Below are 13,396 nucleotides of genomic sequence, written 5' to 3' on the forward strand. Positions count from 1 at the left end.
AAATTGTCTATGAATTTAAGCATCATATTGAATAAGTTGTGAATTAAAAACACTAACTTCCCCCAAAATCCACCTCTTTTTTTCTAAAAATACAAGAAGGTCTATAGACTTATTTTACTCAAAATTATTTCAAGAAGAAAAACCTATATTTAATCCTGATTCAAACAGAAGAAAATGGTAAATATTTTGAGACTGTCAAGGTTTTTTGGCATTTCTACTCTGTTTTAATGACACAATCCGGCATTCTCTATTTCCAATCATTTGGTAGTTAGTTAGTCCTTTATTTTCTGAATATTTAGATCAAATTATGGATTATACAACTTTATGAACATTTGACTTCCTAATTGATAAACATTATCATTTGATTTGCTTGCGTGATAATTGAGAATCATTTTCATTTAAATTTTATTACTACACTCATCCAATATCCGCAAGCCTGCCTTTATCATCATATGAGGTCAATTTGAGAAAGGGGATTTTTCACATATGGCCAAACGCACTGAAGGAATGGGTACTGATGATTCACTTTTTGGAGAAAGCCGTCCTTTTTTTATACATGGGACGGAGCAACTAGATATCACAACACACCCATACAGACTTTTTATATTTAAACCGAATACCACTCCTCCCGAAACTGGTTTTCCAGTCATGTATGTGCTTGATGGGAATTCACTTTTTGGCACAATGGTCGAAGCCATCCGTTTACAGTCAAGAAGACCTGAAAAAACAGGTGTCGTACCTGCTATTATTGTTGGAATTGGCTATCAGACAGAAGCGCCCTATCATCCGCTTAGGCATTATGATCTCACTCTTACCGGCCCTGACGTTTCCATTGGGGGTAAAAGAAAGGACTTCTCCATCCATACATATGGCGGCGCCTCTGCTTTCTTTTCTTTTTTAGAAAAGACGGTTAAGCCATACATTGAACAGCGCTTTCCAATTAATCAGAGTCGTCAAACACTATTTGGCCATTCTCTTGGCGGGCTTTTTGTATTACACACACTATTTGAGCACCCTGACGCTTATCAGACATATATTGCGGGCAGTCCATCTATCCACTGGAACAAAGAATTATTTCTAGAAAAAGAACACCAATTTACCAACCGCATCCGTCAAGTGCCTATGGATGTAAGGCTACTTGTAGGTGTAGGTGAGTTAGAAAAATATCATCCATGTCAAATGAATGCTCATGCAAAGTCTCTAGCCAATCGTATGCTGCCTTTATCCTCGTATGGCTTGCATACGACCTATCACGAATTTCCTGAAGAAGGACATACGTCTGTTTTGCCGGTGCTGATGAATGACGCTTTTCGTTTTGCATTTTATCATCAAGACCCTTTAACAACTACAGACTTGAAAGAAAGGTAGTGAACACATGAAACATAGTGGTCTGTCTCATAAAATTGCCCTTATTACAGGCGCAGGACAAGGTATCGGACAAGCAGTCGCAAAGAGACTAGCCGATGAAGGTGCGATCATTGCAGCAGTTGACACAAATGAAGATCAGCTGCAAAGCACCGTGCAGAAGTTGAATGATAAAGGCATACGTGCCTTTGCCTATCTAGGTGACATTACCGATCAAGCATCTGTTCAGCACATTGTCGATCAAATTGAAAAGCAGCTTGGCCCTATTTATTTACTGGTCAATGTAGCAGGTATTCTTCGGATCAGTTCGATTGATCAGATTAGTACAGATGACTGGCACCAAACCTTCGCAGTCAATACACATGGTCTCTTTTACATATCCCAAGCTGTCTCCAAATACATGATGAAAAGATCAGAAGGGGTCATTGTGACTGTCAGTTCTAACGCAGGTGCCATTCCTAGAATGAATATGGCTGCCTATGCCGCTTCAAAAGCAGCAGCTACTTCTTTTACAAAAACGCTTGGATTAGAGCTGGCTACCTATGGCATCAGATGCAACGTCGTCTCTCCCGGCTCTACCGCAACACCTATGCAATGGGCTTTATGGACTGATGAGCAAGGAGCAGATCAGGTGATTAAAGGTTCATTAGAGACGTATAAAACCGGTATTCCTTTACAAAAAATCGCTGACCCTCAACAGATTGGTGATGCAGTCATCTTCTTTGCATCTGAGCAATCCAGCCATATTACGATGCAGAATCTCACAATTGATGGTGGCGCAACACTCGGAATCTAGCATTTTATTAAAAAGGAGGCCTTTTCATGAAACATTCATTATTGTCGACAGAAGAAAAAGTACAGTTGATCCAAGACTATCAGCCAGGCGCATTTTTCCTTGCTTCTCCTAAACGAGCGTTACTTGCAGAGGGAATATTCCAGCATATTAAAACCAATCAACTCGATGAACTATCCACAAAGGTAGCCCATGTTTTTGAGACTGCCAAACAAGCTGGTATGCAAGCACCGATTGTTGCTGGTGCTGTTCCGTTTGATCCGGCGCAACCCATTCGTTTAAATGTGCCAGTCCATGTACAGTTTAGCGATCCACTCAAATTTCATCAAGGTGATGAGGATTCAGAAGTGACATCACAATCCTATGAGGTGACACCTGTCCCTTCTCCTGAAGTCTACATGAATGGTGTGAACGAAGGGTTAGCTAAAATTGAAAAAGGAGAGCTTAGCAAAATCGTCATTTCTCGATCTCTCCATCTCAAATCAAATCAAGATATTCCTACGAAAGCAATACTCGAACGGCTGGCTCGTCATAATACAACTGGTTATACGTTTGCTGCAAACGTAGCTGATCCGAAATCTTCCCAAAAGCGCACACTTCTTGGGGCAAGCCCTGAGCTGCTTCTTTCAAAAACTGGTTCATCTGTGATTTCCAATCCACTCGCTGGTTCTCGGCCACGCAGTTCAGACCCCGTAGAAGACCAGCGTCGTCACGATGAACTTCTTACTTCTGCAAAGGATTTACACGAGCATGCAGTGGTTGTCGATGCTGTCACTAAAGCGCTTGCTCCTTACTGTCATACGTTAGATGTACCTGCATCACCATCCGTCATACAGACAGAAACGATGTGGCATTTATCTACTCTGGTCAAAGGTGAATTAACAGATTCCAATGTGTCCTCCATTGATATAGCGCTTAGCCTCCATCCAACACCCGCAGTATGCGGAACACCTACAGCAGATGCACGTGAAGCCATTCAAGCGATTGAACCCTTCGATCGAGGATTTTTCACAGGAATGGTCGGTTGGGCAGATGCAAATGGTGATGGAGATTGGATTGTCACCATTCGCTGTGCAGAAGCTGAAGGTCACTCCCTTCGCCTCTTTGCTGGTGCAGGAGTGGTCAAAGGATCAAAGGCAGAAGAAGAGCTAGCCGAAACATCTGCAAAATTCAACACGATGCTTCATGCGATGGGCATCCATCAGCTATAAAAATACATAGGAGATGACAAAAGACATGTTTGTTCAACCACCTACATGGCCAGAAGAATTTGCAAAACGCTACCGTGAAAACGGCTGTTGGCGTGGAGAAACCTTTAGCGGGATGCTTCGTGAACGCGCCGTATCGTTAGGGAATAAAACAGCGATTACATACGCCGATACACACATGAGCTATCAAGAACTTGATGAGCGCGTCAGCAGTCTTGCCGCCGGTTTTCATCAGCTTGGAATCCAAAAGGGAAGTCGAGTTGTCGTGCAGCTTCCTAACATTCCTGCTTTTTTTGAAGTCGTTTTCGCTTTATTTCGAATCGGTGCTTTACCCGTCTTCTCACTGCCATCTCATAGAAGCAGTGAAATCACTTATTTTATTGAGTTTGCCGAAGCAGACGCATATGTCATACCAGAAGTCGATGGCGGCTTTGATTATCGATCACTCGCACGTCAAGTGAAAGAAAAGCTTCCCTCATTACCTCATGTCATTGTTGCAGGAGAAGCTGAGGAATTCCTAGACTTGGATGATTTGCGCAAGGACCCAGCGCTTGATCCACAAATACATGTAGAGGCAAGCGACATTGCGTTTCTTCAGTTATCTGGAGGAAGCACAGGCCTTTCAAAGCTCATACCTCGTACACATGATGACTATATTTATAGTCTTTGGAAAAGCAATGAGGTGTGCGAGCTCACACAACATAGTGTGTATCTAGCTACACTTCCGGTTGCGCACAACTATCCATTAAGCTCGCCTGGCGTCCTTGGGACGTTATACGCAGGCGGAAGAGTCGTTCTTGCACCTGGATCAAGCCCTGATGTCGTCTTTCCACTCATTGAAAAAGAACGGGCGACTATTACCGCTGTCGTTCCACCAATTGCATTGATTTGGCTCGAAGCCGCTCCTCATCGATCAGATGACTTATCGAGTCTTGAGGTCTTACAAGTCGGTGGTGCTAAATTAAGTGCTGAGGCAGCAAAACGAGTAATGCCTGCCCTTGGGTGTAAGTTACAGCAAGTTTTTGGCATGGCAGAAGGTCTGGTCAACTATACCAGATTGGATGACCCTGAACATGTCATTATTCATACACAAGGACGCCCGATGTCTGAATATGATGAGGTACTAGTGGTAGACGATGAGGACAAGCCCGTCCCAAATGAAGTGGCTGGACACCTTTTAACAAGAGGACCTTATACGATTCGCGGCTACTATAAAGCCGATGAACAAAACAAAAAAGCATTTACACCAGATGGCTTCTACAGAACAGGTGACATCGTGCGATTAACCAAAGAAGGAAATGTTGTTGTAGAAGGCAGAGACAAGGATCAAATCAATCGTGGTGGCGAAAAGGTTGCTGCTGAAGAAGTTGAGAACCATTTACTTGCGCATCCTGACATTCATGATGCCGCCATGGTGTCCATGCCAGATCCATTTCTTGGCGAACGCTCATGTGCCTTTGTTATTGCGAAAGGAAACAACAAACCAGCACCGCATGTCTTAAAGTTATTTCTAAGAGAACGCGGGCTCGCTTCCTATAAAATTCCTGACCGCATTGAATGGATTGATGCGTTCCCACAAACAGGTGTAGGCAAAATCAGTAAAAAAGCATTAAGAGAATTAGCTGCAATCCATACTGCCAACGTATAAAAAAGAGGAGTGAAAACCATGGCAATCCCTACTATTCCTGCGTATCCAATGCCAAGCATACAAGATTTACCTGAAAATAAAGTGAATTGGATCCCTGATCCGAAACGTGCTGTCCTGCTGATACATGACATGCAGCAATATTTTTTAAATGCTTTTCAACAAGATACTTCACCGATTACAGAGTTAGTGCAGCATATTGAACAATTACGTGATACATGCAAGGAACTTGGCATTCCAGTCGTCTATACAGCTCAACCTGGCGATCAAGACCCGAAGGATCGTGCCTTATTAACAGATTTTTGGGGACCTGGACTTGGTGATGATGAAGCATTGACAAAAATCATTGATCAGCTTGCTCCATCTGAGGCAGATACAATGCTGACAAAATGGCGTTATAGCGCATTCAAAAAATCCAACTTTTTGGATATTCTTCAAGAAGGCGGGCGTGATCAACTGATCATTACTGGCGTATATGCACATATTGGCTGTATGCTGACAGCCGCAGAAGCATTCATGCTCGATATTGAAACCTTTTTTGTCGCCGATGCCGTCGCTGACTTTTCACTTAAGCATCACAAAATGGCAATGACCTATGCAGCTGAACGCTGTGCGGTCACCACTACGACCAATCAAATCATTCGTCGTTTAACAGGACAGGAAGCAGCTGATGACCTATCCTTTGATGCTATCGTTCACCAAGTAGCTGAATATCTCCAAATCGAGCCGAATGAAATACCGCTTGACGAGAATCTTGTCTACCTTGGACTTGATTCTATCAGAATGATGAGTCTAGCGGAAAAGTGGAGACAGCAAGGAGCGACCATCAATTTCGTTGAGCTTGCAGCAAATCCAACGCTCATGTCTTGGCGGACTCTTCTTTTCCCAGAAAAACAGCCATCTATCCCAAATATCGATTACTTGTAAAGGAGGTTTAGGCCCTTGTCGATCCAGTCCGTCGATTCATTCCAACTAACCGGTGCCCAATCAGGCATTTGGTATGCGCAGCAGCTTGATCCATCTAACCCTATTTTCAATACAGCTGAGTATATAGAGATTAAAGGTTCTATTGATCCCATACACTTTGAAGCAGCCATTCGAAAGACTGTCTTAGAAGCAGATTCCTTGTATATGCAATTCGTTGAGGATACTGACGGTCCAAAGCAATGGATGACATCTAAGAAAGAGATCCCATTTCAATATGTCAATTTACAAAATGAAAAACAGCCGTTTGATGCGGCTAAAGCATGGATGAAAGCCGACCTTTCCACACCAGTCTCTTTAGAGAAAGATGTATTATTCCGTGAAGTGCTTTTTCAACTTGCTGACGACCGATTTATTTGGTATCAGCGCATTCATCATATTGCCATTGATGGATTCGCCTTTTCGCTCATTGCACGTCGTGTTGCTGAGGTCTATTCAGCCCTATCGCAAGGGACACCTGTGCCTCCTCAAACATTTGGAGCTTTACATGATGTAGTCCAAGAAGAGATCGCTTATCAACAGTCCAATCGATTTGAAGATGATCGAGCATTTTGGAAAAATCGTTTTGCTGATCAACCGGAAATTGTCAGCCTTGCTGAGCTTGCCCCAAGAACGTCGGATCATTTTATCCGGAAAACGGCTAGATACGATGCCGAAAAGGTAAGCAAAATGAAAAAAAACGCCCAAGCCTTCGGTGGTACGTGGCATGAAATGATTCTTGCCGCATCCGCACTCTATATGCATCGTATGACGGGTGCACATGATATTGTTTTAGGATTACCTGTGATGATGCGCCTTGGATCGTGCGCCTTGCAAACACCTGGAATGGTCATGAACCTGGTACCGCTTCGTTTAACATGCAAACCAGAAATGACGCTCTCAGCACTTGTTCGTCAAGTATCTGATGAATTGAAAGCCATTCGTCCTCATCAAAGATATCGTCATGAAGACATGCGGAGAGACTTTAAGCTCATCGGAAGAAATCAACGATTATTCGGTCCACAGATCAATATCATGCCATTTGATTATGATCTCAAGTTCGATCAGAGCATTGGTCGAGCACACAATCTTTCAGCAGGACCGGTAGATGATTTATCGATCAACATATACGACCGTGCGGATGGAAACGGATTTCAAATCGACTTTGATGCAAACCCTGCCGTTTACAAAGAACAAGCAGTTGACACTCATCAGCATCGTTTTCTTCAATTACTGGAAGAAATAACTGGACTAGAGCAAGATCAGACAATTAGTCAATTCAACCTTCTTTTGTCTGAAGAAAAAGAGAACATTCTCAAGCACTGGAATGATACAAAACGAGAATTACCAAAAGAATCATTACGGGAACTATTTGAAAAACAAGTGAGCAAAACGCCGCAATCAATAGCATTACAGTTTGAAGGAATCATTTTGACCTATGAAGAGTTGAATCAGCGAGCAAATCAATTAGCTCATTATTTGAAAAATCGTGGCATTGGACCAGAACAATTCGTCGCAATCGCTCTGCCTCGATCCATCGATATGGTCGTAAGTCTATTAGCCGTCGTCAAAACGGGAGCCGCATATCTGCCACTAGACCCTGATTATCCTAACGATCGTGTCGCCTATATGCTAGAAGATGCTAAACCGGCGTGCTTGCTCACAATCAAGGAGACAGCAGATGGTTTGGACTATCCGCACATCGTTCAACTGGATGATGCAACTGTTCATCAGGAGATAGCAGGCAGTCCGCATCTCAATCCTACCTGGAGCGAGGGCTCTCCACATCACCCCGCCTATATCCTCTACACGTCAGGATCGACAGGCAAACCAAAGGGTGTTGTTGTAACAAAGCGAAATGTAATTAACTTTATATTGTCCATGCAAGATGCATTTTTATTAGATCAAGGAGACCAGCTTTTAGCGGTAACGACCATTGCCTTTGATATTTCCGGGCTAGAAATGTTCCTCCCACTTTTACATGGAGCTGCTATTTTATTGGCAAAAAAAGAAACGATACAAGAACCAGCAAAGCTTTCAGACATGATTCGTTCTCATCAAGTCACAATCATGCAGGCAACACCAACGTTGTGGCATGCGTTGGCAGATGAATACCCTGACGTGATCACAGGTATGCGTGTTCTTGTTGGAGGAGAAGCACTCCCTGCCTCCCTTTTGCACACATTGCAATCTCTTCAATGCGACATTACCAATTTGTACGGACCTACAGAAACGACGATCTGGTCTACGATGCAAAATGTCACAGCACACCGGGAGAATAGCGGGCCGGCAATTGGTAAACCCATTTGGAATACGAGCATTTACATTTTAGATGAAGGACTAAACCCAGTCCCAGCAGGATCAATCGGTGAACTTTATATTGCAGGTGAAGGAGTATCAAGAGGATATCTTGGACGATACGACTTAACGGCAGAACGATTTGTCGCTGATCCGTTCGGCACAAAAGGTACGAGAATGTATCGTACTGGAGATTTAGCCAGATGGCGTGAAAATGGTTCGATTGATTATATAAGCCGTGCCGATCATCAAATTAAAATTCGCGGCTTCCGTATTGAACTGGGTGAAATTGAAACCGTGATTATGCAGCATCAAGCTATAAAGCATACATCTGTGATCGTTCGTGAAGATCAACCTGGGCAACAGTTGCTTTGTGCGTATGTTGTGCTGACAGACGACTCAGCTCTTCACCCTTCAGAGCTCAGGCAATTTGTGGCTGAATTACTTCCAGACTACATGGTGCCTTCTGCTGTTGTCTTTTTGCCGGAACTGCCACTTACACCAAACGGCAAAATCGATCGCAAAGCATTGCCGGTGCCAAATATGTCTTTAGTTAGTTCCGAGCGTACACCTAGAACACCCCAAGAAGACATGTTATGTAGTTTATTTGCAGAAACACTTGGCCTATCTCAAATTGGCATAGATGATAGTTTCTTTGACTTAGGTGGACATTCTTTACTTGCCGCTCGTCTGCTTAGACGTATACGCGATACATTTGGTGCGGACCTAAGCATGAGTACCATTTTTGAATCACCTCGGGTTGCTGAACTTGCGCAGCAGTTGGACAAAGCGAAGGACATTCGGCCGCCGCTTCAGGTAGAAAACAAGCCAGATGAGATACCGTTATCCTTTGCCCAAAAACGGCTCTGGTTCCTTCATTGCCTTGAAGGGCCAAGTCCAACTTACAATATTCCACTTGTCATTCAGCTGACAGGTACACTAGATCAACAAGCTCTAACTGGTGCTTTGGCAGATATCACTGAAAAACATGAAACCCTTAGAACCATTTTTCCAAATAAGAATGGCATGCCAAGACAGGTTATTTTACACCCAAAAAGTGTTCAGCCTGAACTCCACGTCACAGCTTCGAGTGATCAACAAATTGAGAATCAATTAAATGAAGCCATTCGCTATAGCTTTCAGGTTGAAGAAGAACCTGCACTGCGAGCTGAATTATTCATGCTTGATGCCAATCGGTCTGTCCTGCTTCTATTGCTGCATCATATCGCTGGTGACGGCTGGTCGCTTGCACCGTTGACACGAGACTTAGCGGCTGCTTATGAAGCCCGTATACAAGGGAAATCCCTCTCCTTGCCAGCGGAACCTGTTCAATATGCTGACTATGCTATTTGGCAGCAGAAGCTGTTGGGTAGTGAAGAAGAGACGGATAGTCTATTTGCCAAGCAGCTCAGCTATTGGAAAGGTGCCTTACATGATCTGCCAGAAGAACTTGAGCTTCCCTATGACTTCCCACGTCCACAGGAAGGAAGCTTCAACGGTGCGACGATTGACTTTACGATCGAACCGGCTTTACATCAAAACCTTCTTGAGCTTGCGAAACAGCATCAAGTGAGTTTGTTCATGGTGCTTCAAGCATCACTTGCAGCATTACTGACACGCCTTGGGGCGGGGACAGATATCCCAATCGGCAGTCCAATTGCTGGACGGAATGACGATGCACTTGACGATATTGTCGGATTGTTTGTAAACACACTAGTATTACGTACAAATACAGCTGGTAATCCAGCCTTTAGTGAGCTATTGAAGCGAGTGCGAAACGTTGACTTAGCAGCCTATGAGCATCAGGATCTGCCATTTGAACGGCTAGTGGAAATCCTAAATCCAACCCGCTCCAGATCACGGAATCCATTATTCCAAGTCATGCTTGCCTTCCAAAATACACCGAAGGCGGAAATGAAGCTGACACAACTTGATTCGGATCTCTACGTGAAACCAGTGGGATCAGCTAAATTTGATCTGACCATCGAATTGACAGAACAAAGAACTGAAACTGGATCAGCAGCAGGATTAACAGGATTGTTTGAATTCAGCACAGATGTATTTAAACAAAGTACCGTTCGAGCAATCGCTGACAGAATGAAGCGCTTTTTAACAGAGATAGCTGAGCGCCCACATGTGCCGATTGGTCAAGTGAACATTTTATCAGATCAAGAACGACAAACATTTCTCCCTGACAAACAGACATTCGCTCAGTCAGACCAAGCACCTAATCTCCCAGCCTTATTGGAAAAAACGGTGCAGCAATTCCCTGATCGAGTGGCTGTAACGGATGGCAAGAGGCAGCTTACTTATCAAGAGTTAAACAACAAAGCCAATCGTCTGGCTCATTTATTAATAGAAAAAGACGTTGGACCAGAACAGTTCGTTGCACTTGCTCTGCCTAGATCAATTGATATGCTCGTCAGTTTATTAGCCGTTCATAAAGCAGGCGCAGCCTATGTTCCGCTTGATCCTGATTATCCAGCAGACAGGCTGGCATACATGATACAAGATGCAAAACCAGTTTGCAGCATCACAACAAAAGCAGCTGCATTGCATCTCCCTGCTGATTGCGATTTGATTTTGTTAGACGAAAAAGAAACAATTGATCAATTGCTGACTACGCCAAATCACAACCCGGCTGATATAGACAGAATTGAGCCGCTATCTTCTCTGCATCCGGCCTATATTATTTATACGTCCGGCTCTACAGGGAAACCAAAAGGAGTGGTCATTCCACACCAAAATGTCATCCGTCTTCTGACATCTACTGAACATTGGTTCCATTTCGATGAAGAGGATGTTTGGACAATGTTCCATTCATATGCCTTTGACTTTTCAGTTTGGGAAATATGGGGACCCCTTTTATATGGCGGGCGACTTGTCATTGTTCCTCATACCATCTCTCGTTCTCCAGAAGAGATGATGCAGCTTCTAGTCGATGAAGGTGTGACTGTGCTTAATCAAACACCATCCGCCTTCTATCAGCTCATGCAGATAGACAAGGAACAACAAACACTTGGTCAAGCATTATCACTCCGCTATGTCATCTTTGGCGGTGAAGCATTAGAGCTTAGCAGATTAGAAGATTGGTACAGCCGTCACTCAGACTGCAAGCCAAAGCTAATTAACATGTACGGCATTACAGAAACCACCGTACACGTTACGTACAATGTACTCAATCGAGACATGATCGCAAAGAAATCCAGCAGTTTAATAGGCGAACCCATTCCTGATTTACACGTGTACGTACTAGATGAATACCTACAACCTGTTCCACCCGGGACAACAGGTGAAATGTATGTAGCTGGAGCTGGTTTGGCTAGAGGTTATCTAGGCAGGCCTGACCTGACATCAGATCGATTCCCTGCTGATCCTTATGGAGCACCTGGCACAAGGATGTATCGTACAGGCGACCTCGCTCGCTGGACAGAAGAAGGGGCACTTGATTACATTGGTAGAGCTGATCATCAAATTAAAATACGCGGGTTTAGGATTGAACTTGGAGAAATCGAAGCCGTTCTATCACGCCACGACGCAGTTGCACAAGTTGCCGTCATTTTGCGAGAGGATCAGCCTGGTGACAAACGCTTAGTCGCATACATCGTAACAACTGAAGAAGACCATTTCGATACAGAGACTCTTCGCCATTTTGCGGCGGCCAGTCTTCCTGATTACATGGTGCCTGCGGCTTATGTACAGATTGATACGATGCCACTTACAGCAAACGGGAAGCTTGATCAAAAATCACTACCGGCACCTCAATTGCATATACAGCAAACGGATGGCCGCGGACCAAGAAACCCAAAAGAGGAAGTTCTATGCCACCTCTTTGAAGAGGTGCTTGATTTGCCAAAAATCAGCATTGACGATCGCTTTTTTGACATTGGCGGGCATTCCTTACTTGCGGTTCGTTTAATCAGCCGCATTCGTGATGCACTTGGTGTGAAACTGAGCATCGGAACGTTGTTTGAAGCACCGAACGTTGCCAGCTTGGCAGAGAAACTAGAAACAGGAAGCGATGAAAACGCACTAGAAATCTTACTGCCGCTACGAACAAATGGAGAAAGACACCCTCTCTTCTGTGTTCACCCAGCAGGTGGTCTTAGCTGGTGCTATGCAGGCCTCTTGAATACATTAGAGAAAGACATCCCTATTTATGGATTACAGGCACGAGGAATCGCAAGAAAAGATGACTATCCGCATACACTCGATGATATGGCTGCCGATTATATTAAGCACATCCAAACGATTCAGCCAAAAGGCCCTTATCATCTACTTGGCTGGTCACTTGGCGGAAACGTTGTACAAGCAATGGCTACTCAACTCCAGCAGCAAGGTGAAGAAATCGCTCTCGTTGCGATGCTGGATGCCTATCCGAACCATTTCTTACCGATTAAAGAAGCACCTGATGAAGAAGAAGCACTAATCGCTCTTCTTGCACTCGGCGGTTATGATCCAGATACCTTAACAGGTGAACCGCTCACGATGAAAAGTGCTGTCGACATCTTGAAGAAAGACGGCAGTGCACTAGCAAGCTTAAGTGAGGATGCCATTAGAAATCTAAAAGAAACCTATGTCAACTCAGTGCGATTGCTCGGGGAATATCAGCCAAAAACTTATCAAGGGGACATATTATTCTTTAGATCTACTATTATCCCAGACTGGTTTACACCGATTGATCCCGAAGCATGGGCACCTTATATCAATGGAACCATTGAACAGCACGACATTCATTGCCGGCACAAAGACATGTGCCAGCCTAAACCCCTAGCAGAAATTGGTGTCATCTTAGACAACGCTCTGCACCGGGTCAAACAAAAGCACTAAGAATAAAGGAGAGATGACAAATGACAAATCCCTTTGATCGTGAAGACGGTGTATTTCTTGTGCTTGTCAATGAACAAGGACAACATTCACTTTGGCCATCATTTGCACCAATACCAGATGGATGGGAAAAGGTCTTTGGTGAAGACACTAGAAATGCCTGCATTGATTATATCCAGACACACTGGCAGGACTTACGGCCATTAAGCTTAACAAAAGAACCTGCGTTAGCACATGGAAAAACGGAATAAATCATCGCACCCTGATCTCCATCAGGGTGCTTTTTGACAGAATAAA

Annotated in this window: 7 protein-coding genes; all 7 read left to right on the top strand. The window is 44.0% G+C overall.

Annotation, left to right across the window (positions count from 1 at the left end; genetic code table 11):
• Positions 1-486 precede the first annotated feature (486 nt).
• From ABG082_RS18940 to ABG082_RS18970, 7 genes are read left to right on the top strand one after another with little or no spacing between them, the layout of a single operon-like run.
• Positions 487-1,368: an alpha/beta hydrolase-fold protein gene (locus ABG082_RS18940; protein WP_348936406.1), complete on the top strand. Its 882-nt coding sequence runs from the start codon at positions 487-489 to the stop codon at positions 1,366-1,368.
• Positions 1,369-1,375: 7 nt separating this feature from the next.
• Positions 1,376-2,161 (top strand): 2,3-dihydro-2,3-dihydroxybenzoate dehydrogenase, encoded by a 786-nt coding sequence (locus ABG082_RS18945; RefSeq protein WP_348936407.1) that lies wholly within the window; start codon positions 1,376-1,378, stop codon positions 2,159-2,161.
• Between the two features lie 26 nt (positions 2,162-2,187).
• Complete coding sequence (gene dhbC / locus ABG082_RS18950) at positions 2,188-3,369, top strand: isochorismate synthase DhbC (RefSeq protein WP_348936408.1); 1,182 nt, start codon at positions 2,188-2,190, stop codon at positions 3,367-3,369.
• Positions 3,370-3,394: 25 nt separating this feature from the next.
• Positions 3,395-5,014 (top strand): (2,3-dihydroxybenzoyl)adenylate synthase, encoded by a 1,620-nt coding sequence (locus ABG082_RS18955; RefSeq protein ID WP_348936409.1) that lies wholly within the window; start codon positions 3,395-3,397, stop codon positions 5,012-5,014.
• Positions 5,015-5,032: 18 nt separating this feature from the next.
• A complete protein-coding gene (locus tag ABG082_RS18960; RefSeq protein ID WP_348936410.1) occupies positions 5,033-5,938 on the top strand; it encodes an isochorismatase family protein in 906 nt (301 codons plus the stop codon).
• A gap of 15 nt (positions 5,939-5,953) precedes the next feature.
• Positions 5,954-13,102, top strand: a complete 7,149-nt coding sequence (locus ABG082_RS18965) for an amino acid adenylation domain-containing protein (RefSeq protein ID WP_348936411.1) — start codon at positions 5,954-5,956, stop codon at positions 13,100-13,102.
• A gap of 20 nt (positions 13,103-13,122) precedes the next feature.
• Positions 13,123-13,350 carry an MbtH family protein gene (locus ABG082_RS18970; RefSeq protein ID WP_024718451.1) on the top strand — a complete coding sequence of 76 codons (228 nt, stop codon included), beginning with the start codon at positions 13,123-13,125 and terminating at the stop codon, positions 13,348-13,350.
• Positions 13,351-13,396 lie beyond the last annotated feature (46 nt).

This window comes from Bacillus sp. BS1807G30 (assembly GCF_040047675.1).
GTDB lineage: Bacteria > Bacillota > Bacilli > Bacillales > Bacillaceae > Bacillus > Bacillus altitudinis.

What these genes read in the sequence shown, in the direction of transcription:
- ABG082_RS18940 (WP_348936406.1), top strand. Translation starts at nt 487, where the DNA reads ATGGCCAAACGCACTGAAGGAATGGGTACTGATGATTCACTTTTTGGA.
- ABG082_RS18945 (WP_348936407.1), top strand. Translation starts at nt 1,376, where the DNA reads ATGAAACATAGTGGTCTGTCTCATAAAATTGCCCTTATTACAGGCGCA.
- dhbC (WP_348936408.1), top strand. Translation starts at nt 2,188, where the DNA reads ATGAAACATTCATTATTGTCGACAGAAGAAAAAGTACAGTTGATCCAA.
- ABG082_RS18955 (WP_348936409.1), top strand. Translation starts at nt 3,395, where the DNA reads ATGTTTGTTCAACCACCTACATGGCCAGAAGAATTTGCAAAACGCTAC.
- ABG082_RS18960 (WP_348936410.1), top strand. Translation starts at nt 5,033, where the DNA reads ATGGCAATCCCTACTATTCCTGCGTATCCAATGCCAAGCATACAAGAT.
- ABG082_RS18970 (WP_024718451.1), top strand. Translation starts at nt 13,123, where the DNA reads ATGACAAATCCCTTTGATCGTGAAGACGGTGTATTTCTTGTGCTTGTC.